This window comes from Caproiciproducens sp. NJN-50 (genome assembly GCF_004103755.1).
GTDB lineage: Bacteria > Bacillota > Clostridia > Oscillospirales > Acutalibacteraceae > Caproicibacter.
Window position 1 is genome coordinate 1,933,890 of sequence record NZ_CP035283.1, and the last position, 23,933, is coordinate 1,957,822.

A 23,933-nucleotide genomic window follows, 5' to 3' on the forward strand; every position below is an offset into this window, starting at 1 on the left:
CCTTCCAATTTTGACGTTATCTGCCGCAGCCGCAGCTGCTCCAGCTGCTGATTTCAGTCCGGCCGATGATCTCATCCTGAACGTCCTTGCCCAGTTCCACGAAGAACGCGGTGTACCCAGCCACGCGGATCAGCAGGTCCTTATGCTTCTCTGGGTGGGCCTGGGCATCCAGCAGCGTCTGGCGGTCCACTACGTTGAACTGGACATGATACACATCCAGCGTACACAGGGTCTTCAGCAGGTTCATCCCGTGGACAAGGCCGTCTTCGCCGGCCAGAATGGCGGGCTCCAGCTTCATGTTTAACTGAGTGCCCTGCGTGTAGCGCGCGTGAGGAATATGGCTGACGGACTTGAGCAGAGCGGTAGGGCCGTGAGTATCGGTGCCGCCGGTGGCGCCGATCCCGTCGGTCAGGGGTGTCCAGGCCCGGCGGCCGGAAGGCAGGGCGCCGACCCACTCGCCGATGGGCGTATTGCCGGAAACGGGCAGCATGCCGCAAGTCATCCTGCCGAACTTGGTGTCATACTTCTCGAACTGGTCGACGACGTAGGTGAACACCTCGCCCACGCAGAAGTCGGCCCGATCATCGTCATTGCCGTATTTGGGGGCTTCCATGCACATCTTCCGGACGTCCTCGTACCCATCGAAATTGGCCGCCAGCGCGTTGCACAGCTTTTTCATGGTGATTGCCTTTTCATCGTAAATCAGGTACTTCACAGCCGCCAGGGAATTGACGATGTCCGCCTGGCCCACGGTGATGACGCCTCCGCCGCAGTTGTATTTGGCGCCGCCCATGCTGTAATCCGTGGCGCTTTCGATGCAGTGAGGATAGGTCAGGGACAAAGCGGGCACAGGGCGGTAGTTCATACTCAGATAATCCAGCAGCTGGTTACCGGACGCAACCACGTCCACAAAGTAGCGGATGTGAGTCTTGACCGCTTCAAAGAAATCGTTGAAAGTCTTGAAGCTGCTGGGATCGCCGGTGGAAACGGACACCCGCTTGCCGGTCTTGCGGCTGACGCCGTCGTTCAGCGCCATTTCGACGATGCCGCCCATGTTGATGTCGGCCATATCGGTGTACTGCTTCATCCGGCCGGACAGGTTGGTCTCCACACAGCCGCAGGGATTCCAGTCCCAGGCCTCGCTCAACGGCACGCCTTTGTTCAGAAGCATGCGGATGCCGGCGTCGTCATGGTAGACGGCAGGCATGGTCAGCCCCATCCGGATGGCCTCCACTGCCTTGCGCAGGAAGGAGTCCGGGTTCTTTGAAATATTGTAGCGGATCGTCGTATTGGGCTCTTTGAACCGGACGTCCATAACGGCCTGGATCAGCATGTAGGACACGGGGTTGACCGCGTCGTTGCCGTACTGGTCGATGCCGCCCGCGGACACCTGGACGGTGATGCAGTAGCCGGCGGCATACTGCGCGGTGACCTCGTCCTGGAACAGGCTCAATTCGGCCACCTTGATCCACAGGCAGTCCAACAGTGTCTGCGCGCCGTCGTCGTCCAGGATGCCGGCTTTCCTGTCGGCCTTGTAGTAGGGATACAGATACTGGTCCAGACGGCCCAGGTTGTAAGACGAGGCGTTCTGCTCCATGTAGATGGCATACTCGTAGAACAGGATGCTCTGGCAGGCCTCGTAGAAATTCCGGGCGGGATGCTCCGGCACCCAGCGGCAGACCTCGGCGATCTTTTCCAGCTCGGCCCTGCGCATGGGGTCCTCACACTTGGCAGCCATCTTCCCGGCCAGATCGGCATGGCGGTTGGCCAGTGTGACGATGCCCTCGCAAGCGATGAGCTCAGACTTTAAAAAAATGATTTTTTCAAGATCGCCCACATGGGCGTCGTCCAGCCTGGCCAGAGCTTCCTCCGCCTCTTTGCGAATACCGCCGATGCCCAATTGCAGCAGGCGCGTCCAGCCGGGCGTGGTCTCGCCGTAGCCGCGGACGGCCTTGCGGTCGATATAGATCATTCCGTTATCCCGCAGGGTCTCCATGTCATCGGGAGCCATGGCTCGCCAGCGGTCCAACAAGCATTTGTTCTTCCAGTAATCCGAAACCTCTTCCTTAAAGATCTTTTTGCCTTCCTCGCTGAGGTAAAAGGGGTCGAACTTGCGAGTGCTGATGGTGTCCAACTCCCTGTCCAGAATGGAACAGGAACTGTCGGCGCACAGGATACCGCATCGGGGTTTGAATCCGGCACCACCTACCAGCAGCTCATCGTCCAGGATATAGATGTTTTTCTTGCGGCATTGGTGGAGAAATCCGGTTGCTTTCTGTATGCTCCAAGGCTGGCCTTCCGTTTCCCGAAAGCCTTCGGTCAGATACTTGGCATTGTAGACGTCCATGTCCACCCGGGTATCCAGGTACTGTTTGCGCAGAGCCTCGATACGTTCCATATACTTTTTTGCCATTTTTCAGATGAACCTCCTCCAAATAGATTTGTTCGTCTTAAACAAAGCAATGTTTGTGCCAATTTGCTATTTCGTGTCCACATACGCGGCTTCTTTTGTGCAAATGCTGAATTTTCTTGCGCGATATTGGGATGCCACATGACTTTTCATGCGGATTTTAAGCGCTCATTCCGTCCGTTTGCATAAAAAAGCAGCCGCTCTGAATATCGGGCGGTGCAGCGGTATTCCCCCTATTTTTGCGCAAAAAATTTTGCGTTTTTGCATAGTGCAAAAAATATTTGCGGATTTTTTCCGCCGTCACGGCAAATTGCACAACGGTTCGAAGTCTTCTGCTGGATTGCACACAATACAAGATCAGGGCTTCGATTGCGGTCACTGTTTCGGTGATGAGCTGCGGCATCGCTGAGAGATTGAATTTTTTACGCTCCGTTTCAGTCCCTGAAAGGTCGTCGAAATCAGCGGATATAAAGATATGCGGAGTGCAAAACAGCGTTTCGCGCTCCGCATAAACACGGTCAGAGAGTTCAGGAGTCGAATTATTATGTCAGGCTGCAGCACTAATGCCGCCGCATTTGGAACAACACCCGGATTCTGCCGGCCAAACCCATGAGCCAGCGGGGCCGGACGATATTCAAACTATTTCCCCTTAAGTTTTACTTTGCGGTATACACGCCTTCGCGCAGATACTTCTGCAGCTGGTCGTGGGTCATATGACCGATGTCCAGATAGTCCAGCGTATACTTGCTGTCCTTGATCAGATCGCGCTTGATCATCACGTTGGCCAGATGGATCATGCAATCGATGGTCGGAGTCGGGACGTCGTACTTTCTGCCAAGCTGCTGCATCAGATAGCAGCCGACGGGGACGTCTTCGGTGATGTAGCGGTTCTCGAGGCTGAACGGGCCGTCGCCGTAGAAATTCTCGTACTTCTCCTCAAAGGGAACGGCGAAGTCGGGACCCATGTACTCCTTGCCGTACATGGTGGTGCGGGAGAAAAAGTCCTCGTAGTTCACGGTGCACAGGCCGATCTCCATCGCCTTTGCCAGGGCCTTCTCCTCCTCCCAGAAAGTTGCCTGAACCTCGGCGATTGCCGGACAGAGAGCGAACCCATACAGGGAGTAGTTCTTCGGGTCCTGGCCCAGAACCGTTCCGAAGTTCTGCATGGTGGAAACGCCCAGAACCGTGCCGGGAACATGGATGACCGGGTTGACGTTGGAAAGGTTGATGTCCAGAACGGTGTTGCCCGCCACAAAACCGTCGCCGGTGCGGATCGCGTCCAGGGCCGGTATGTAGTTTGCGGATTCGATGAATGCGCCGGTATCGGTCATTGGCAGGGCGCAGCCGCGAATGGTGGTGATGCGGTCTTCCACCTTGCACTCGTTGGTGGTCACGCCGCCGCGATTGACAATGCGGACGCCGTAAGGGGCGGTATACCACGCGCCGACGACCACCTTCTTATTGAAGTTCATCTCACGCATCAGTTTGCGGCAGACAAAAGTACCGCAGTTGTCCGGGAAGATGTGGATGACCTGACCGTCCTCCAGCAGTGGAATCAGCTGGCGGAAGATATTCTCATGCGCCATGGCCACAGTGGCTACTATAATGATGCCCGCGCCCTTGACGGCTTTGGCCAGGTCGCTGGTGGCCAGTTCCACATGGCCGACGCCGCGGCGCTCAAAGCCATAGTAGCTGAACTGGTTGCCGCTCAGCTTGATGCCCGTCCTCTCAATGTTGCGGAAATTTTTCTCAGCAAAACCGGGCTGGTCCCAGATGCGCACCTTTGCCCCGGCCAGCGCGCAGTCTCCGGCCATCGTTTTGCCAACACCGCCCGCACCCAGAACTGCAATGGGTTTGTTCTTCAGATAACTCATGTCCATAATAATGTTCCTCCTGTTGTAAATTTATGGTGAAGGCATCGCGGCAGCCATGCCTTTTTCCCCCTCATGAAGTCAGACGGCCCTCCTCTTGCTTCGGAGTTTGATCGGCATCCGATTGCAGCCATAGGAGTAAATTGCTGACTATGATTCATTGACTTTAATTCATTGACTTTAGGTTATTATAGGCGTGGCGATTAAATTTGTAAAGCCATAAAAATCAATAAAAATATGCTGGCTTCATTATGCATTTCTCCTAATGCCTGACGATACCTCCCTATTCATCCGGATTTTGGGGACGGAAAATTCGATCGCATCGACAATAGATACCCGCCGACAAGCCGGTGGTACCCGCGCAGCGCCAAAGGCGCAATCTGTTCCCCGCGGCCTTTCAAAAGGCAATTGACTTCTTCCTTTCGCAGGAACATTCTCACTCCCTAACCCCCTCCGCACACCATCCACCCGCAGGAAATTTTTTAAAAGCGTGTGCGGAAAGAAAGGGGTCTAGACGGGAGGGGGCAGGAGTGGAAAGAAAAACGCTTGAAGCTAAAGTTCTTCTGGTCTCACCGGCACCGCCGGTGGTTTCGTTACACAAAAGCAACCCCCAGATCCGGTCTTCCATCCGGATTTGGGGGTTGCTTTTGTCATATCGTGATTCCCGTTTGTCCCACGTACACTTGATTATCGCATCATCATGCCTTTCGCCGCCACCCGGACGGCGTCTTCAATCATATCCGCCAAGCTGAAATCCTGACTCTCAAAGCACCACATCACTTCGACGCCAACCATGGTGGAAAGCAGGATATTCACATATTTGTCTGTCTCTGTCCGCATATCGAGAACCTGCTCTTTTTTCCCGCTTTCCACAATCTTCTCCAGACATTTGAGCAGAGGGCGATCTTTGCCGTAGAAGTTATACCCCTCCAGGGTAAAATAATTTGCGATCATCGCTTTAATGATCCCCCTGCCGCGCTTTTCGTACTCGGTGTAGGAAATCCTCATAAAGCGCGTAATCATGGATAAAAAGTCCAAACCTTTGACCTTTTCATACGCCTGTTTGTAAATTTCATCGGACTGCGTGAACGTATAAAAAACAAGAGCCCTCTTGGACTCAAAATACGTATAGAAAGACCCTTTTGAGACGTTGGCTTCCGTCGTAATATCCTCAATGCTGACATTACTGAAGCCCAGCTCATTGATTTTCTTCACGGCAGCATTATAAATTTTGTTTTTTGTCTCCATTGCCTGAAGCTGACGCCTGGTCTTTCTCGCGTTCTCCGCAGGGCCTTTTGTCAGGAGAGCGTTCTCAGCGTCTTTTTTCAAATCGTTTGCCACCCCATTTCTGAAGCAAGGTCATATAAACCGCATGCCTTTTCGCCGGGGCACGCGGCGGTTACGGATTCGCGGTCCGGGATGTTCCGTCGTAACATTTCAAAAGATACGGGTCGATGTGATAAAAATCTTTAATGTGCTGGCAGATCAGTGCGCGTACATCTTCCAGGTTTCCGCTGCGCATCGCTGAAATAATCGGCTTATGGTGATGAATCTGGAGCAGGCTGTGCTCAATATCCGTATATTTGGACACCTGGACGAGATGTATTTGCTGATAAATGGCATATTGTTGGCTAATCAGATGAGAATTGCCGGAAATTTTTGAAATTGCCAGATGAAAGTTGCAGTCCGTTTTAATCCGTCCGTAAATATCGCCCTTAGACGCCGCCGCTTCACAGTCATCGGCTAAACGGTCAAGGTCATCGAAATCCGACGCGCTTCCATAATAGGAAGCCAACTGCGCAGAAAGGATATCCTGCGACAGGCGGATCGCACCAATCTCTTTGATTTCATCATCAGTAAAACATGCCACGGTAGCGCCGCGGTTATGTCCGATCGTGACCAGCCCCTCAGATTCCAGGCGCCGAAGCGCATCGTGAATCGGGGTTCTGCTGATGGATAGCTTGGCCGAAATCTGCAGCTCCGGGATCCGGGCGCCGGGAAGCAGTTCCATGCGAAAAATCATATCCTTGATCTGCTGATAAGCAGTTGCACTCTGCGAAGTAATAGATAAACACCCTCCTTCTTTCCTGTGTCCCTTATATGTCAATACAGTATACAATATTTTGTTTCCAGAGTCAATTTTATTTTTTGAATCCATTTTATACTGAATGTTCGGATTCTTTTGCACATGTTTTATTCTTTTGCTTTATGCATTACGCTGGAAATTTACTTTATATATTGACAAATTGAATTCATATTGATATTATTGTATGCAATCTCACTTGTAGAATTTAATGTGTGAGATTGCATGCCGATCTGCCGCAATAAGACTCTCTTCTGCCTTGCGCGCCGAAAGCTGCACAGCAAACTAAAACATCAAGGGGGAAATCTGTATGGCGAAAAAAATTGAGTTGATGGACGGAAACCAGGCGGCCGCATATGTTTCCTACGCCTTTACGGAGGTAGCGGGCATTTACCCAATCACTCCGTCTTCACCTATGGCGGAATATGTGGACGAATGGGCGGCCAACGGGAAGAAAAACCTCTTCGGTCAGCCGGTGCAGGTGGTGGAAATGCAGTCAGAGGGCGGTGCCGCCGGTACGGTTCACGGCTCCCTGCAATCCGGCGCACTGACCACCACCTATACCGCGTCTCAGGGTCTGCTGCTGATGATTCCCAATATGTACAAAATCGCGGGTGAAATGCTGCCGGGCGTATTTCATGTCTCCGCCCGCACGCTGTCGGCCCACGCGCTGTCTATCTTCGGCGATCACTCTGATGTCATGGGCGTGCGCAGCACGGGCTTCGCCCTGCTGGCTTCCTCCTCCCCTCAGGAGGTCATGGACCTGGGCGCTGTCGCACATCTGGCCGCCATCCACTGCCGGATGCCGGTACTGCACTTCTTCGACGGCTTCCGCACCTCTCATGAGATCCAGAAGATCGAGGCGCTGGATTACGAGGATCTTCGCCCCCTGGTGGACCAGGACGCACTTAAGGCGTTTCGCAGACACGCCCTGAATCCGGAGCATCCCGCCACCCGCGGCACCACCGTGAACCCGGACATCTTCTTCCAGTGCCGCGAGGCCTGCAATGAGAAAATTGCCCAGATTCCCGACGCAGTGGAGCACTATATGAAGGAGATCGGCAAAATCACGGGCCGAACCCACCACCTCTTCGACTATTACGGCGCTCCCGACGCCGAACAGGTCATCATCCTGATGGGCTCCGCCGCCGAAACCGCCAAGGAAACCGTGGACTATCTGGCCGCCAAGGGCGAAAAGGCAGGCCTTCTCAACGTCCATCTGTACCGTCCTTTCTCCGCGGAGCACTTTTTGGCCAGCCTGCCCGCCACGGTCAAGCGCCTGGCGATACTGGACCGAACCAAGGAGCCGGGCGCCAGGGGCGAGCCGCTGTATCAGGATATTTGCACCCTCTATCAAGAGAGAGGCATTCCCATGGAGATCGTGGGCGGCCGCTACGGTTTGAGCTCCAAGGATACTACGCCGGGGCAGATTCTGGCCGTGTACGACAACCTGAAGAAGGACCGGCCCAAGAACAACTTTACCATCGGCATTGTGGACGACGTGACCTTCACTTCTCTGCCGGTGACCAGGGAGATCGAGACCTCCCCGGCCGGCCAGACGAATGTGGAGATCTGGGGCATGGGTTCCGACGGCACTGTCGGCGCCAACAAGAACTCCATCAAAATCATCGGCCATGCCACTGATCTTTACTGCCAGGCTTATTTCGTGTATGACTCCAAAAAATCCGGCGGCCTGACCCAATCCCACCTGCGTTTCGGCAAGGTGCCGATCCGGTCCCCCTATCTGGTGCGTGCCGCGGATTTTGTGGCCTGCCATACGCCTTCCTATGTTCATACATACGACATGGTGAAAAACCTGAAGGACGGCGGCACGTTCCTGCTGAACTGCGCATGGGACACGGACGGTTTGGAAAAGAACCTTCCCGCATCCATGAAGCGGGCTCTGGCTGCCAAGCACGCCAGGCTGTACACCATCGACGCGATCGACATTGCCCGCAAGCTGGGTCTGGGCAACCGAACCAATACCATTTTGCAGGCGGCCTTCTTCAAGCTGACCGGCGTGATCCCCATCGGCCAGGCCGTTGCCGAAATGAAAGACGCCATTTACAAAACCTACTACAAAAAGAAAGGCCAGACTGTGGTGGACATGAACAACGCGTCCATCGAGCATGGCATCGACGAACTGCGCGAAGTAACGATCCCCGGCGCCTGGCTCACCGCGCGGGACGATGCCGCCGAGGATAAGGCGCCCGCCTTCATCCAGGACGTCGTGGCTCCCATGAACCGCCAGGAGGGCGACGCGTTGCCGCTCTCCATGATAAAGAAATATGGTCTTGAGGACGGCACCTGGCCCGCCGGCACCTCCAAGTATGAAAAGCGCGGCGCCGCCGTCGAGGTCCCCGCCTGGAAGATGGACGCCTGCATCCAGTGCAACCAGTGCTCTCTGGTCTGCCCCCACGCCGCTATCCGCCCCATTCTGCTGAATAAGGACGAAATTAAGGCGGCTCCCGCCGGTTTCGAGACCAGGAAAGCCGTCGGCCCCGGCCTGGACCAGTACCAGTTCCGCATTCAGGTTTCGCCCTATGACTGCACCGGCTGCGGCAGCTGCGTCAACGTCTGCCCGGCCAAGGAGAAGGCTCTGGTGATGGAGAGCTTGGAGAGCCAGCTGAAGGAGACCGGAAACTGGACGTTCGCCGTGGAGAACGTTGAGATCAAGAAGGATGCCGCCAACGCAAAAACGGTGAAAAGTTCCCAGTTTGCAAAGCCCTATTTTGAATTCTCGGGTGCCTGCGCCGGATGCGGCGAGACCCCTTACATCAAGCTGGTAACCCAGCTCTTCGGCGACCGGATGTACATCACCAACGCCTCCGGCTGTTCCTCCGCTTATGGCGGCTCCACGCCGTCCTCTCCTTACTGCACCGACAAAAAGGGCTTCGGCCCCGCTTGGGCCATGTCCCTGTTCGAGGACAACGCGGAGTATGCCTACGGCTACCTGCTGGGGCAGGATGCCGTCAAGCGGCAGCTGCGCGCGAACATCCAGCGGCTGTTGGAACGGGGCGTTGCAGAGGACGCCTGCGCGGCCTATCTGGAAAAAGGCGATGCCGCGGAGGAATCCCGCGCCGTCAGCGACACGCTGCTGGCCGCCCTGAAAAACGACGACAGTGAGGAAGCAGTCTTCATCCGTCAGAATCGGGAGTACCTGACCAAGAAAAGCGTCTGGGCCTTCGGCGGCGACGGATGGGCTTACGACATCGGCTACGGCGGACTGGATCACGTGCTGGCCTCCGGCAAAGACGTCAACTTGCTGGTTCTGGATACCGAGGTGTATTCCAACACCGGCGGGCAGTCTTCCAAGTCCACAGCGGCGGGCGCAATCGCCAAGTTTGCCGCCGGCGGCAAGGTGACCAAGAAGAAGGATCTCGGCCTGATGGCCATGAGCTACGGTTACGTATATGTGGCGCAGGTTTCCATGGGCGCCGATCCCGCTCAGACGCTGAAAGCGATCCGGGAGGCCGAGGCATACAACGGCCCGTCCCTCGTCATCTGTTACTGTCCCTGCATCGAACACGGCGTGAAAGCCAGCATGGGGCTGAGCCAGCTGGAGGAGAAGAAAGCGGTGGAGGCCGGCTATTGGCATCTGTACCGTTACAATCCCGATCTGAAAGCGGAGGGCAGAAATCCCTTTACCCTAGATTCCAGGGAACCCACCGGCGACTTCCAGAAGTTCCTGCAGGGTGAAAACCGCTACGCATCATTAAAATTATCCTTCCCGGACAAGGCCGAAACGCTGTATTCCAAAGCGGAGAGGGACGCTAAAGAGCGGCTGGAAAGCTACCGGAATCTGGCCGGAAAATAAAAGGAGGTTTTATCAATGCCTTTAATGACCGCACAAGAGTACATCGAAAGCCTGCGCAAGCTGAAGACGCGGGTGTATCTGTTCGGAAAAAAGGTCGACAACTGGGTGGATGACCCCATCATCCGTCCATCCATCAACTGCGTTGCCATGACGTATGCCCTGGCGCAGGACCCGCAGTACGAGGATCTGATGACCGCGACCTCCAGCCTGACCGGTCGCAAGATCAACCGTTTCACCCATCTTCACCAGTCCGGCGAGGATCTGGTGAAGAAGGTAAAGATGCAGCGTCTGCTGGGCCAGAAGACCGCCAGCTGCTTCCAGCGCTGCGTGGGTATGGACGCGTTCAACGCCGTCTATTCCACCACGTTCGAGACCGACGAAAAGTACGGCACCAGCTACCATGAAAACTTCAAGAAGTTTCTGATTAAGATGCAGGACGCCGACCTGACTGTGGACGGCGCCATGACGGACCCGAAGGGCGACCGCTCCAAGGCCCCCCATGAGCAGGCGGATCCGGACGTGTTTGTCCACGTTGTGGAACGCCGCCCGGACGGTATCGTGGTCTGCGGCGCGAAGGCACACCAGACCGGCTCCGTCAACTCTCACTGGCACATCTTCATGCCCACCATCGCCATGGGGGAGGCAGACAAAGACTGGGCGGTAAGCTTTGCCTGTCCGACGGACGTCAAGGGTATGTACCTGATCTACGGCCGTCAGTCCTGCGATACCCGAAAGCTGGAAGGCTGCAACATCGATGTGGGCAACGCCAAGTTCGGCGGACAGGAGGCCCTGGTCGTCCTCGACCACGTGTTCATTCCGAATGAGTACATCTTCCTGAACGGCGAGCATGAGTTTGCCGGTATGATGGTGGAGCGATTCGCCGGATACCACCGCCAGAGCTACGGCGGCTGCAAGGTCGGCGTGGGCGATGTGGTCATCGGCGCCGCGGCGCTCGCCGCCGAGTACAACGGCGTGGAGAAGGCCTCCGCCGTCAAGGATAAGCTCATCGAAATGACCCATCTGAATGAGACGCTGTATTCCTGCGGTATCGCCTGCTCCTGTGAAGGCTGCCCCACAAAGGCGGGCAACTACCAGATCGATCTGCTGCTGGCGAACGTCTGCAAGCAGAATGTCACCCGTTTCCCCTATGAGATCGTGCGTCTGGCCGAGGACATTGCCGGCGGCCTGATGGTCACCATGCCGTCTCAGAAAGACTTTGGGTCCGACACGGTAGTCGGCAGCAGCGGTGAGACCATCGGAGATATCTGCAACAAGTATTTCGCGGGCCGGGAAGGTGTCTCTACCGAGGACCGCCAGCGCGTGATGCGCTTTCTGGAAAACATCTGTCTCGGCGCGGCGGCCGTCGGTTACCGCACCGAATCCCTGCACGGCGCGGGATCTCCGCAGGCACAGCGCATCATGATCGGCCGTCAGGGCAACATTCAGGGCAAGAAGCAGCTGGCCAGGAATATCGCCGGCATTGTCTCCGACAAGGAAGACACCTGAGCTTAAAAGTCATTCTTCTGTTTTGCGCGAAGTGAGGCTGCGAAACACGTTTTCTGACAGGCAATGACGGCAGCTTATAAAAGCTGCCGTCATTGCTTACGGTATAGAATTTTCCCGGTCTGCGATGTCAAGATATCCCTGATCAGTCGGTCAGGTTTTGCATATTGCACGCTTCTGAAGCACTTCAATTTTTTCAGCTCCCAGCCTCTTCAAAGCGGACAGATCAGCTTTGCCGCTTCCAGTCATGGGAAAGGAATCGATTTGAAATACATATTTGGGAGCTTTATAATTGGCCAGCCTGCTTTTCACAAAACGGCGGATATCCTCCGGATCCGCTGTCATAGGCTTTTTCATGACCACGAACGCAACAATCTCCTCCTGAACGACATCATTTACCGGCACGCCGACGACCTTGACGCCCGCCAGATCACCGCTGTAATGCCCGATCACGCATTCGATTTCACTGGGAGCGATATTTTCTCCGCCGCGGATGATCATATCCCCCATGCGCGCGACAAAATGGAAATAGCCGTCAGCGTCACGGAACCCCAGATCCCCGGTCCTGAGCCAGCCGTCGGGTGTAAAAGCCTTCCGGCTCTCCTCTTCCAATTTGTAGTAGCCCTTCATTACGGCAAAGCCTTTCACCTGAATCTCCCCGTGTTCATCAGTTTCCGCCAGGCGGCCGTCTTGCAGATTCCAGATCCGAACCTCCATATTTGGAATCTCTTTCCCGATGGTCTCTGACTTGAGAGCCACGCCGTCGTCATACAGTGAGAATGTGACCAGCGGCGAGGTCTCCGTCTGCCCGTACCCCATCTGCAGATGCCGGACGCCGATCTTCCGGATTATTTTCCGGTAGTCCTCGGGGGAAAAGCCGGAGCCGGCCGAAGTACCGGAGCGATAAGATGAAATATCGTACTTGCCGAAAGATCGATTCTGTACCATGAGCATAAGCATGGAAGGAACGACGTTGAATGCTGTGACCTTATATTTTTCAATGTCCTGCATGGCACGCTCGGCATTGAAAATTCGATGAATAATCATAGGAATCCCCGCGCACAGCGCCAGCATCAGGCCACAGGTCAAACCGGAGCAGTGGAACATAGGCATTGCAGCTAAAAAAATATCTTCCCCGTGCTTCCACCGAAGCAGCCGGACCAGTTCGTTTGCGTCGTTGAGCACGCTGAAATAGCTCAGCAAAACCCCTTTCGGGCGACGGGTTGTTCCGGAAGTGAACATCAGACAACACGTGTCGTCCGTGGTAACCTGCGCCTTTTTTTCCGTCAGGAGCGCCGCCGTCTCGCCTGTAACGAGACCCTGCGATCTCCGGATCGCATCCGCCTTTCCCATGCTCTCCAGCATATCAAAAGCCGCTTTCAAACAGGGCAGCGTTTCCCTGATCTCTTCGAGGGTCTTCCAATAATCCATGCCGGATTTTTCTTCACCTATGTATAAATATTCAATATCAGCATAAGAGAGGACGCTCTGCATTTCAAGGGCCTTATAAGAGTAGTTGAAGACGGAGGGAATCGCCCCGATCTTCTGCGCCGCGAAGAGGTGCATCACCAGCTGAACGGAGTTTACCGCCCACAGTCCGACGTGTGTGCCTTTTCGGATCCCCTTGTTCAGCATATCCACGGCGAGCCAGTCTGTAATCCCCTCAACTTCTTCCCAAGTATATTTCCGCTCATCGAAGATGTAAGCAATATCACAGGGGTACAATTCTGCATTTCTTTTCGTAAGTTCCGAAATCGTCACACACATCAGTTCCATCTTTATTTCTCCTATACTCCGGCAGTTGACAGCTGCTGCACGAATATTTCCAATATGGAACAGTCGGCTGCAGAACAGGCTGCAACCGGCTGCTTATGTCTGTTTTGATCAGTTCACAAGAGGCAAAATGCGCAGGACATTTGGTACAGGGCTGCCTGTTAAATATCGGTTCGCCAGCTCAGTCGTAAGTATCCTTTTTGATGACGATACCCTTCGCTTCAAGGTCTTGAATTTGCTCATCGGTGTAACCGACTTCCTTCATGACCTCGGATGTCTGTTCTCCAAGGAAGGGCGCACGCTGGCGCGGAGGAAAATTCACGCCGCCGAATTTTGCCGGAGTGGCAGCCTCGACCAATTTGTCTCCGTTTGGCAGGGTGAATTCGTTCAGGTATTTGTTTTCCCAAGCCTGTTTGGATTCCAGCAGGTCCGGCACATTGGTCACGATGGCATGGGGAATGTCGTTCTCCGCGAGAATCTTATCCAACTCATCCCTCGTGAATTTGGAGAAGCCTTCGCTGATGATCTGAATCACCTGACGGCAGTTTTTATTTCCCTTTGCAAAAGTATTGATATTGTCATCGTGAATCAGCTCTTCGCGGCCGATAATTTTCATAAAATACGGGAAATACCGCTCGTATTCGTGGCAGCAAACCATAATCCACTTGCCGTCTTTGCATTTGTAAGTGTTATTCAGCGGCGTGTTCTCCAGACGGCTTTTTGGGTATTTATCAAGGTTGCTGCACTGGATGGAAAGAATCGGCTCCGTCATATCGAAAATCGCCTGCCCGTAGAGAGAAACCACGATTTTGCTGCCCTCGCCCGTAGACTTTTGTCTGTACAGTGCGGCACAAACGGCGGCCGCCATCGTGGAGGCGATTCCGTTGTCGCCAAAGGAACTGGGAGGAATAATAGGCGCCGTGTCCTTTTCCATGCCGGCGATCATCGCGCCGCCCAAAGCCCAGAAGCACACATTGTCGAATCCCGGCTCGTTCGCCATAGGGCCGGTCTCGCCATATCCGGTCATTTGAGCATGGATCAGATTGGGATATTCTTTATGGAGGGTATCATAATCCATTCCCAGCTTCTTCAGCGCAGTCGCGCGGGTGTTCGTCAGCAGAACATTGGCCGTAGCCAGCAGCTTGTGCATGATCTCCTGGCCCTCGGGTGTTTTCAGATTCACCGCGATGCTCTTCTTGTTTGCATTATGAACATCATAGGTTATGAATTTCATGCCGGGAAGAGGAACGGCAAAGCGTGTTGAATCTCCTTTCGGGGTAGCCTCCACCTTGATGATATCGGCGCCCCAATCGGCCAGGATCCGTCCCGCGGACGGCGCCGCCACATAAGTGGCCAGTTCGATAATACGTGCTCCGCTAAGAAGCGCATATGGATTATCGCTCATAATAAAACTCCCTTTCTATCCTATTTTCGCCTGGATTAAAGGCTCTCGGCAAAGGCCTGAAGGCGTGTCTTGACTTGTTCAAGGCCCTCGTCCTGCTGATCGATCTCGATGACGGAGAGTGGGATGCCGGCTTCCTTGCACGCATCCATAATGATGGGCACGTCAAATTCCTCCGGGTCGCAGAACTTCATCAGAGCGAGGACCAGGCCGTCGGCGTTCTTGGCGCGGACCATTTCCACCAGCTTCTTGACCCTCGATTTGTACGGGTCGAAAGCCAGCGAACACCCGGTCTGGTTCTGCCACTGTTTCGCGAGGGCGCTCATGGGGCTCTTCATGTAGGGCACATCCGTGCGGAACTGGCGGGATTCGTGGGCCAGGTCGTCGGCCACGACGGCAAGGCCAAACCCGGAGAAGATGTCCAGCAGCTTGTTCGGCTCCAGAGTCAGGCCGGAAACAACAACCTTTTTCCCATCGTACTTGCCGTCTGGCAGCTTGCGCAGCTCACGGGTGATTTCTTCCACAAGGGGCTTATAGTATTTTTTGTCCATGAAATAACCGGCTTTGACGATCTGATGGCGGATTTTCGGGGTAATGACGTCCAGATGTGATTCCGCCACATCGGTAAATTCGCGCATGGCTGCCCGGTAGCCGTTGTAAAAAACGATGCTGTCCTGCAGCTGTTCGTCCGTAATCGTCACACCCAGGCACTTTTCGAGCTTGCTCCGGATCATTTCATACTCGCTGACAAGGTATGTATTTGCACAGTCCAGCCTGCGGTTCTGAGGATGAGCGAACGGAATGGCCGGGCATTTGCCCTTCCATTTCTGACCAAAATCCTTCAGCGTGTCGCAGATGCCGGGAATCAGGACCGCGGAAAGGACATCGTAAGTACCGTTCGCTTCGTATTCCATCACGGACTGCATGATCGAGCACGCAAAGACCGGCAGATAAATGCGGGCATTTTTCAGCTGCGCCGGACCGCCCCACAGGCCGATCGGGATACACCCGGCGGCATAAATAATTTCTTCCGGCGCATAAGGTTCCACCCAGCCGACGGCACGCTTCCCGTCTTTTTCGCACGCTTTTTCAACCGATTTCTTCGGAGAATCCGAAACCTCCGCCAGAATTTGAATTGCATCATTCAGACTCATCTGATGATCCTCCCTTCTCAACCGTTTTGCTTTTTCTGTTCCATTACTTCAACAAGCGCCTGGATCCGCGTCTCATACTGAGCTTTCGAATAGTTTCTGGGATCCGCCTGGTCGCCGTCGAAAGTGGTGATTGGAATTCCAAGAGACCGCTGCAACTCCTGGCCGATCTCGTATTGGAGAAAGTCGCAGTTCTTACAGCTGCGGTTAAGATGCATCACAACGCCGTCGCACCTGGTTTCCGTGATGATGTTTTTGCGCAGATCGATCTGGCCTTTCAGAGAGATGTTATTGCCCATGCTGGTATATGCCCTCGCCATCTCTTCCAGATTGCCCGGAGTATAGCGAAGCGCCCAGGCGGAAGGATACGTGGAACCAACCATATTGGCGCCGTAGCCTTTGAGCACCTTGTATGTATGGGACAGATAGGGCCAGCAGGCGATGCCGTCCCACATGATGCGGTACTTCTCCTCGGCGCCCCTTAGGCCGCCTTCCTTGTTCTTGATTTTTTCTTCCAGCTCGCTCTTGAGCTTGCGGAACGTCATGCCGCACTCCGGGCGTCCGCGCATGCAGACGATCAGCGCCATATAGTTGAACATGTCGAAGCCGCTGAGGGGGGACGGGACCGCGGAGCAGAGGGCGGTGGCGTCATACCAGTCGTTTGCGTTCTGAGAGGCGACTTTCATCACTTCGCCAAATTTCTCGTAGTCGAAAGGACGTCCGGTCAGATTCTCAAGCTGGCGGATGATCTCAGCAAACTGATCCTTGACATAGTCCACGTTTGCCTGTGTGACCTCATCCTCATGGTTAAAGGGAACGTCGACCAGCAGGAGAGGTACATTCAAAGTATAGGCGATATTCTCATACCACTTCAGCAGCGTGTCGCAGATGTTGTTGCACAGCAGCACGACATCGGGAAGGGGCATCTCCTCCGAAATGCATTTCTGCACGTCCATATAGGCCAGGTTGGCGCGGGCATAGCCGCAGATGTCGTTGTTGTAGCCCTTCTGCTCCGCATAAGCCAGCAGCTCCGGCGCGCCTTTTCTCGCGGCGATGCCGACCACGTGATTTTCGGGATAAACCGTATAAATGCCCATCGCCTCGCAGAATTCGCACGGCGCGATGGAGCTGGACCAACAGACCAGCCCGCCGCTTTTCTTCGCCTGGCGGGCATCCTCCATGTTTTTTGCGACCAGAATATCAAGCATTTCCTTTGAAGTCATCGAATCGTTGATGATTTCGCTATTATTCATTCGTGACACCTCCTAAATATCAAATCCGCTTTTCTCCATGCAGAGCTTCCCAGGCAAAGAGCGCGGCCCCCACGGCCCCGGTCATCTGGGGATGATCGGCAATATAGATCTTTCTTTTCAATTCCCTTTCCAGGGCACGCGCCACTCCGCTGTTCTGGGCTACCCCTCCGGTCAGGGCAAAATCCTCTTCCATGCGGGTCCGGTAGAGCAAACCGGCCGCCCGGTTGACAACAGATTCATGCACGCCCCGGATGATATCCTCTTTCGCTTTTTTCTGAGACAGCAGAGAAATCACTTCAGACTCAGCAAACACCGTGCAGGTGCTGCTGACGGTGACGGGATTCTGCGAAAGTTTATCGTAGTTTCCCATCTCGGTTATGTCGATTTCCAGGATTCTGGACATCACCTCAATAAAGCGCCCGGTACCGGCCGCACACTTGTCGTTCATGTAAAAATTCTGCACCGCGCCGTTTTCGTCGATTGAAATGGCTTTCACGTCCTGCCCTCCGATATCCAGAATTGTCCTTACATCCGGAAGAAAAAAGTGTACTCCCTTTGCATGACAGCTGATCTCGCTGATTTGTTTGTCGGCCGCATCCAGACTGAACCGGCCGTAGCCGGTGACGACCGTATAGGCGATGTCTTCCTGTTTTTTATTAGAGACACACATGATTTCTTCCATCACCCGGTCGGGGCCGCTGGTACCGGTGCCGGACTGAACGGCAGCCTGCGCAACGAGGTCTCTGCCGTCGCGAAGGATCACTGCTTTGGAAGACGCCGAACCGATATCGACGCCCATTGTCAGTTGCATAGTTTTCCTCCAAAACCGCGGAGTAAGGTAAAAAGGCAGCAACCGTGCTCCACCGTTGTTCTTGCCCGGCGCCTTTAGGCGGCGCCGGATCGCGGTCTTATCTACTTCAGCAGGTTGTTTGCGATCACCATCCGCTGGACCTGATTTGTGCCTTCATAAATCTGCAGGATTTTGGCGTCGCGCATCAGTTTCTCCATCGGATACTCCTTCATGTAGCCATAGCCGCCGTGAATCTGCAGGGCATCCGTGGCGACTTTCATCGCGGTATCGGAACCGATCACCTTGCTCATGGCGGAATATATGGAATAAGGCTCGCCTGCATCCATCAATTCGGCGGTGTGATAGACCACCTGGCGGGCGCTTTCGACTTGGATCTGCATATCGGCCAGCATGAACTGAATCGCCTGATTCGCGCAGATCGGTTTGCCGAACTGGACGCGGACCTTGGAGTACTCGATTGCCTCGGTCAGCGCGCGCTGGGCAAGCCCGGTGGCCAGAGCGCCCACGGACGGGCGCGAAGTGTCCAGCGTCTTCATCGTGTAGATGAAGCCCTTGCCCTCCTGGCCGATCAAATGATCCCTGGGAATGCGGACTTCGTCGAAAATCACTTCCGTCGTGTTGGAAAGGCGGATGCCCATTTTGTTTTCATGTTTTCCAGAAGAAACTCCCTTGCGGTCAGCCTCAACATAAAACGCGGAAAGGCCCTTGGTGCCCTTGGAGCGGTCCGTGGAAGCGAACACGGTATATACGCCTGCAATCCCGCCATTGGTAATGAAACACTTTGTGCCGTTCAGCACGTATTCTTCGCCGTCCAGCGTTGCCGTGGTGCGCACGCTCGCCGCGTCGGAGCCGGCGTTGGGCTCGGTCAGGCAGAAAGCCGCCCATTTGCCGCCGGTCATGATGCCGTAATAAGCGGCCTTCTGCTCCTCGGTGCCGAACAGTTCAAGGGTGGAAGCCGCGGAGTTATTGGCGCCGATGGCTGAGCCGATGCCGGCTTCATATTTTCCGATCTCCTCGGAGAGATAAATCTCCGTCTGACGGTTTAAACCCAGGCCGCCGTACTCCTCGGGTACAGAGATCAGGTTGAGGCCCATGCCGACCAGGTCGTTGTAAATTTTTTCGGGGAACTCTCCGCGCTCATCGTAATCACCCGCTACGGGGACCACTTCTTTGGTCATGTAGTCCCTGACCGTCTTTTGCAGATCTTTCATTTCATCCGTAATAATCATTGCTTTTTCTCCTTTCAACAAGTAACAACGATTGCCCATTCAAAAATAAGTAATTGGCTTTTATGCTCACCTCCAATCCCGTTCGGACCACCCAAGTCAAATCAATCCGCCGTTATCATCAAATACCATAGGATAGGGGCCTTCGATGAATTCAATCCCCTCTATATTCCTGATGCTCTCGTAAATGCTGGAGGAGACCTCAATGGTCCCCATCTCCAGCGTATTCTTGATGCGTACAATCCGCGGGTTCATAGGATCCGTACGATGGCAGGCGCGGATCGCCTGCAGTAAGGCTTCTTTGTCCGTGTTCGCATACATGGGGATGCGTCCGCCGGCGATATACCCCGTCGTCGAAGCATTCGTCCAGGTAACGTCCCAGTCCACATCGTTGAGGCAGGCTCTGGTGGTGATGTCCGCCATGCCCAGCCCGCAGCCGTTATGGTGAGCCTCGGGCGTCAGGGAACGGATAAACAGTTTCTGCAGATTCAGCATGCCGTGAAACGTATCGGACAGGTTCCGCCCGATGACATTGGGGTCACAGCCGGTGCCGCTGATGTTTTTTCCGATTTCATCGATAATCAGGACGTCGATGTCGTCAAATTTAAACTTGGCTATTTTTTCTTTTGCGGTTTTCAGAAGCCGTCTGTCCGCTTCGATCAAATGATCCTTATCACAAAAACCGATGCTGCAAATATCGTCGTACGCGTTTTGAACAACGCCGATCCCAAAGGCGAATTTACAGTGATCCAAAAAGCTCGCCGCCACTTTGGGCAGAAGTTCGGCCATACGCTCCCAGCCGAAAGAATGGAACATTGCCGCTCCCTTGTGCTTTGCAATGCCGATGGCGATCATCTTGGCCAAGCCGCTTTCGTGCTCGCCCCGCAGGTCCGTGTGCGGTTTGACTTTGTTGAAGATCACGATCCCGTCGGCTTCCAGAGCGTATTTGTCACAATAGAGAGGGACGCCCTCCAGGGTGCCGTATTGCAGGACTTCCATGGAGGACTTGATCGGAACGCCAATGGATTCTTCCGTAATGTTGTAGCCTGCCAGCATCTCCAGTTGCCCTTCGGCAGTGGCGCCGCCATGGCTCCCCATCGCCGGTATGAGGAAGGGCCTTGCCCCCCATTCCTTCAGCACAAGGCACATTTCCCGAACCATCTCATCCAAGCGGGGAATGCCGCGGCTGCCCACGGTAATGCAAATGCTTTTTCCGGCATAACGGCTTTTGTCCGCGACTCCGTTTTCGATCGCCCGGCGGATAAAAGCGGCCGGATCCTCGATCCGATCGGAATGATAAAGCTGCTTAACCTTTACCATTTCCGGAATTCTGACACCGTCCAGACCTTGAATCTGAACATGCGCCTCAGGAAACTGAATAAACATTTTTCCAGCCCCTTTTCGAGTATTGAAGCTAAACCGAGATTCACCGTTTGATCTCATTCCGCAGGGGTGCATTCCATTTCACACCCCTGCGGGATTCGAGGAATGCCCTAACCGGCGCTTCGTTTCATCCGCTCAACAGCATAAAGGCCGCGGAACATGCTCAGGCCGGCTCCTTCTTTTCTTCCTGCTCGGATTTCGCCACAAGCTCCTTTTCGTAATCCGGGTGCGCTTCTTCAAACCTTTTATTTTTGATATGGCCGGCGATCAGGGCGGGGAGCGTAACCACGAACAGGCCGACGACGCCCATGTAGTTGAAACCGATGTTGATGATCGGGGTCAGGCCAAAGGTCGAGCACAGAACGCACGCGATAATGTAGACGGCGCCCAGGGCCGCGTTCACAGCGGTCTTGTTGGCCTGCGGCTTGTTGCGGGTAAAGAGCTCGGTGTAGCGGAGAACCATGCCGTAAATCACGCCGACGCCGGTGGATATGTAAGCGCAGAACAGGCAGGTGGTATAGGCAATCAGGACGATTCTCTGGTTGAGGGTCTCGCATACATAATACAGAGGCAGAGTAGCCGACTGAGCCTGAGGCATAAAGCCGAGCATTACGTAGCAGGTCAGGCCCAGGCCCAGAATGTTGATAATAAAGCCGATGGCCATGCTCGCGTTAATGGATTTCTTGGTGATCAGGCCCTGGCTGACACCCAGGACACCGGCGAAGCACCACATTTGAAAGCCGGTGTAGCAGAAGGCGCGGTACAGAGCGTTGCCCAAGGTAGTCGTATTGGACGCGTCCGAGGCCAGGTATGCGCCGAGGTGGAAGCCGCTGCTGCCGAAGGCGGTGAAAGAGATGATGAGAACGGAAAGAATGATCAGGATGGAGAAGACCGTGCTGGCCTTTCGGACCAGACCGGCGCCAAAGATACACAGTACCAAAATCAGCGCACCGATCAGGATGATGCCGGCCGTATAGTTCAGGCCGAACAAATTTTGAAGAACCGTGGCCCCGCCGGCAACACAAGAAGCGATTGCCAGAATGTTAGCCATGTTGTAGCAGATCTCATATAGCGGAGACATTACCTTGTTATACGGATGATACAGGACGTCGACCATCTGGCGGAAGTTGTATACCTGATAGTTCCGGCCCAGAAGGACGAGTTCACGATAAACCAGTGCGATAAAGACAAAGGTGACTGCAAATGTCCAGGTACCGTACCTGCCCCATCTGACGATAAAAGACATCGTTTGTGCACCACTGGCAAAGCCACCGCCTGCATGAATGCCAAACCAAGTAGCCGCTACGCTGAAAAGGAGTCCAATCGGAACGATTTGCTTCTTGCTGTTCATTGCTTTTTCCTCCTCTGATGTTTCGGACGTGGACCAATCCGCGCGCATCTGGTCCATGCAAGCACTTAGGTGAACCAAAAGAGTCCATTCTCCAAAGCTGTGCACCGCTCTATGAAAATTGATCTTCCTTCGGCACGTCTATGTTAGAATTTTAACAGCTATATGGTCAAAATGTCAAGAATTATAATAACACAATTTGGGCATATCTTTCATTTCTGTTGGACCACAAGTGAACCGTATGGTGCATATTGAAAAATGTTCGCACCATACGGTTCACTTGTGGTCGCTTGTAAAACGAACAGCCTGCCTGAAATTCCTATATGGGCAGCGCGTCAGCCATATAACATCTTATAAGCGTAAAAATGCCATTCCGGCTCAATAACCGGAATGGCATGATTCCTCTTGTTTTACAGATCATCTGTCACTGGCGATCCCATACTTTTTCATTTTACGGACCACGGTGGAATGGGAAACTCCCAGTGCTTCTGCCATTTTTCGCGTCGTCTTGTACAGTTCTTTCGCATCGAGCAACATTTGCTTTTCCGATTCGGCGTGGCTTTCCTTCAAAGGCTTAATCTCAAGCTGTTCCAACGTGGATATATCCGACGGGGTAAATAGCAGTTCATTGCTCTCGCTCAGAACCACCATCCGTTCGATCGCGTTTTGCAATTCACGGATATTGCCAGGCCAATCATGCTCCCTCAGATAGAGCAGCGTATTCGTAGGAATCGTTTTCTCCGTATTATACTTTTGATTAAACTCTTTGAGAAAATACAGGCTCATAGGGACAATGTCTCCCCGCCGTTCACGCAGAGGAGGGATCACCAGGCTGAGCACGGCAAGGCGATAGTACAGATCGTCGCGAAATGTCCCGTTGCGGATCCGTACCCGGATATCGCTGTTGCTGGCCGCAATGATGCGCACATGAAAAGATATCGGTTCATTGCCGTCCACGGGAGTGTATGTGTTATTTTCCAATGTCTGAATCAATTGCGTTTGAATGCCGAAAGGCAGATTTCCCACTTCATCGAGAAATAACGTGCCGGATTCCGCCTGCTGAAGCAAGCCGGGTTTTCCGCCCTCGCGGCCAAAAATGGCCTCCCCGCTTTCCCGCTCCGACAATATTCCGCATTTCGCCGTTACGAAAGGCTTGTCTTTCCTGTTGCTGTTTTGATGGATATAATCGGCGAGAGCATTTTTGCCAACGCCGGACTCACCCATAAGCATAATATTGGAATCCGACAAGGCCATTCGTCTTGCGCTGTCCATTATGCTCATAGAGACCGGGTCGGATGCGATCAATCCGCCATCGATTCCCGAATACACTTTGTGTTTTGCATCGTAGTGTGTTTTCGCGATCTCCAAATTCAGCGCCACAACCTCTGTAATGTCATAGACGGCCACCATGGCGTAATCGACTTCGCCGTTTTGATTTCGAATCAAATGGACGATCGAGACCAGCTGAGCTCCAAAATCCGTGTGAATACCCGTCAGATCCTGTCCCTGCTGCAATGCTTTGATAAGCGTCGCCGACGGTATGACCGAAGCCATATTTTTACCAACAATGTCCGCCTGCAGACGCGTAATATTTAAATAGCTATTATTTACATACAGAATAATTCCGCGGCTGTCGCTGATCAGCACACCTTCATGGCTTTCATTCAGACATTTTACAATGACATCGTTGGATATCAAGTTCATAAGATACGAATCCTCCAGAGACAAACCGCCTTTCTGTAAACATAATCCGACCATGTCAGTTTAAAAAGCTGGAAGATCGGCCTTGAATTCTACAGTGCATATTGTGCGGTTCAAATTAGGCGTAAAATAATCTATTTATAAAAATAATACCATTTATTTTATATTGTTGTCAACAAGACGTGTTTTTTACGGCAATGC

At 53.8% G+C, this 23,933-nt stretch carries 15 protein-coding genes; 2 read left to right on the top strand and 13 right to left on the bottom strand.

Annotated features, from left to right (window positions below):
* Positions 1–16 precede the first annotated feature (16 nt).
* The 4 genes from EQM14_RS09350 to EQM14_RS09365 form a co-directional block, all read right to left on the bottom strand.
* Complete coding sequence (locus EQM14_RS09350) at positions 17–2,413, bottom strand: glycyl radical protein (RefSeq protein WP_128742677.1); 2,397 nt, start codon at positions 2,411–2,413, stop codon at positions 17–19.
* Positions 2,414–3,066: 653 nt separating this feature from the next.
* Positions 3,067–4,290, bottom strand: a complete 1,224-nt coding sequence (locus tag EQM14_RS09355; protein ID WP_128742678.1) for an NAD/NADP octopine/nopaline dehydrogenase family protein — start codon at positions 4,288–4,290, stop codon at positions 3,067–3,069.
* Positions 4,291–4,968: 678 nt separating this feature from the next.
* Positions 4,969–5,610 (bottom strand): TetR/AcrR family transcriptional regulator, encoded by a 642-nt coding sequence (locus tag EQM14_RS09360; RefSeq protein WP_128742679.1) that lies wholly within the window; start codon positions 5,608–5,610, stop codon positions 4,969–4,971.
* Positions 5,611–5,680: 70 nt separating this feature from the next.
* On the bottom strand, positions 5,681–6,400 hold the full coding sequence (locus EQM14_RS09365) for a GntR family transcriptional regulator (RefSeq protein WP_326974534.1): 720 nt from the start codon (positions 6,398–6,400) through the stop codon (positions 5,681–5,683).
* Positions 6,401–6,674: 274 nt separating this feature from the next.
* Between EQM14_RS09365 and nifJ the strand changes: the two genes are divergently transcribed.
* Positions 6,675–10,181: a pyruvate:ferredoxin (flavodoxin) oxidoreductase gene (nifJ, locus tag EQM14_RS09370; RefSeq protein WP_128742680.1), complete on the top strand. Its 3,507-nt coding sequence runs from the start codon at positions 6,675–6,677 to the stop codon at positions 10,179–10,181.
* A 15-nt stretch (positions 10,182–10,196) separates the two neighbouring features.
* Complete coding sequence (locus EQM14_RS09375) at positions 10,197–11,687, top strand: 4-hydroxyphenylacetate 3-hydroxylase family protein (RefSeq protein WP_128742681.1); 1,491 nt, start codon at positions 10,197–10,199, stop codon at positions 11,685–11,687.
* Between the two features lie 150 nt (positions 11,688–11,837).
* On the opposite strand, the gene EQM14_RS09380 is transcribed toward EQM14_RS09375, so the two are convergent.
* The 9 genes from EQM14_RS09380 to EQM14_RS09420 form a co-directional block, all read right to left on the bottom strand.
* On the bottom strand, positions 11,838–13,460 hold the full coding sequence (locus EQM14_RS09380) for a class I adenylate-forming enzyme family protein (RefSeq protein ID WP_128742682.1): 1,623 nt from the start codon (positions 13,458–13,460) through the stop codon (positions 11,838–11,840).
* Between the two features lie 178 nt (positions 13,461–13,638).
* Positions 13,639–14,862, bottom strand: coding sequence for a CaiB/BaiF CoA transferase family protein (locus tag EQM14_RS09385; RefSeq protein WP_128742683.1), 1,224 nt, complete (start codon positions 14,860–14,862; stop codon positions 13,639–13,641).
* 35 nt (positions 14,863–14,897) lie between these two features.
* On the bottom strand, positions 14,898–16,013 hold the full coding sequence (locus EQM14_RS09390; RefSeq protein WP_128742684.1) for a 2-hydroxyacyl-CoA dehydratase subunit D: 1,116 nt from the start codon (positions 16,011–16,013) through the stop codon (positions 14,898–14,900).
* 17 nt (positions 16,014–16,030) lie between these two features.
* A complete protein-coding gene (locus EQM14_RS09395; RefSeq protein ID WP_128742685.1) occupies positions 16,031–17,263 on the bottom strand; it encodes a 2-hydroxyacyl-CoA dehydratase subunit D in 1,233 nt (410 codons plus the stop codon).
* 19 nt (positions 17,264–17,282) lie between these two features.
* Positions 17,283–18,074 carry an acyl-CoA dehydratase activase gene (locus tag EQM14_RS09400; protein ID WP_128742686.1) on the bottom strand — a complete coding sequence of 264 codons (792 nt, stop codon included), beginning with the start codon at positions 18,072–18,074 and terminating at the stop codon, positions 17,283–17,285.
* Positions 18,075–18,175: 101 nt separating this feature from the next.
* On the bottom strand, positions 18,176–19,303 hold the full coding sequence (locus EQM14_RS09405) for an acyl-CoA dehydrogenase family protein (RefSeq protein WP_128742687.1): 1,128 nt from the start codon (positions 19,301–19,303) through the stop codon (positions 18,176–18,178).
* 96 nt (positions 19,304–19,399) lie between these two features.
* Positions 19,400–20,686 (bottom strand): lactate racemase domain-containing protein, encoded by a 1,287-nt coding sequence (locus EQM14_RS09410; RefSeq protein ID WP_128742688.1) that lies wholly within the window; start codon positions 20,684–20,686, stop codon positions 19,400–19,402.
* 160 nt (positions 20,687–20,846) lie between these two features.
* Positions 20,847–22,034 carry a YkvI family membrane protein gene (locus EQM14_RS09415; RefSeq protein ID WP_128742689.1) on the bottom strand — a complete coding sequence of 396 codons (1,188 nt, stop codon included), beginning with the start codon at positions 22,032–22,034 and terminating at the stop codon, positions 20,847–20,849.
* Between the two features lie 414 nt (positions 22,035–22,448).
* A complete protein-coding gene (locus tag EQM14_RS09420) occupies positions 22,449–23,735 on the bottom strand; it encodes a sigma-54 interaction domain-containing protein (RefSeq protein WP_164919025.1) in 1,287 nt (428 codons plus the stop codon).
* Positions 23,736–23,933 lie beyond the last annotated feature (198 nt).

Bases quoted from the DNA above. Each gene is read 5' to 3' on its own strand.
- EQM14_RS09415 (WP_128742689.1), bottom strand. From the start codon at position 22,034: ATGAACAGCAAGAAGCAAATCGTTCCGATTGGACTCCTTTTCAGCGTA.
- EQM14_RS09405 (WP_128742687.1), bottom strand. From the start codon at position 19,303: ATGATTATTACGGATGAAATGAAAGATCTGCAAAAGACGGTCAGGGAC.
- EQM14_RS09410 (WP_128742688.1), bottom strand. From the start codon at position 20,686: ATGTTTATTCAGTTTCCTGAGGCGCATGTTCAGATTCAAGGTCTGGAC.
- EQM14_RS09355 (WP_128742678.1), bottom strand. From the start codon at position 4,290: ATGGACATGAGTTATCTGAAGAACAAACCCATTGCAGTTCTGGGTGCG.
- EQM14_RS09380 (WP_128742682.1), bottom strand. From the start codon at position 13,460: ATGGAACTGATGTGTGTGACGATTTCGGAACTTACGAAAAGAAATGCA.
- EQM14_RS09390 (WP_128742684.1), bottom strand. From the start codon at position 16,013: ATGAGTCTGAATGATGCAATTCAAATTCTGGCGGAGGTTTCGGATTCT.
- EQM14_RS09385 (WP_128742683.1), bottom strand. From the start codon at position 14,862: ATGAGCGATAATCCATATGCGCTTCTTAGCGGAGCACGTATTATCGAA.
- EQM14_RS09375 (WP_128742681.1), top strand. From the start codon at position 10,197: ATGCCTTTAATGACCGCACAAGAGTACATCGAAAGCCTGCGCAAGCTG.
- EQM14_RS09420 (WP_164919025.1), bottom strand. From the start codon at position 23,735: ATGAACTTGATATCCAACGATGTCATTGTAAAATGTCTGAATGAAAGC.
- EQM14_RS09350 (WP_128742677.1), bottom strand. From the start codon at position 2,413: ATGGCAAAAAAGTATATGGAACGTATCGAGGCTCTGCGCAAACAGTAC.
- EQM14_RS09400 (WP_128742686.1), bottom strand. From the start codon at position 18,074: ATGCAACTGACAATGGGCGTCGATATCGGTTCGGCGTCTTCCAAAGCA.
- nifJ (WP_128742680.1), top strand. From the start codon at position 6,675: ATGGCGAAAAAAATTGAGTTGATGGACGGAAACCAGGCGGCCGCATAT.
- EQM14_RS09395 (WP_128742685.1), bottom strand. From the start codon at position 17,263: ATGAATAATAGCGAAATCATCAACGATTCGATGACTTCAAAGGAAATG.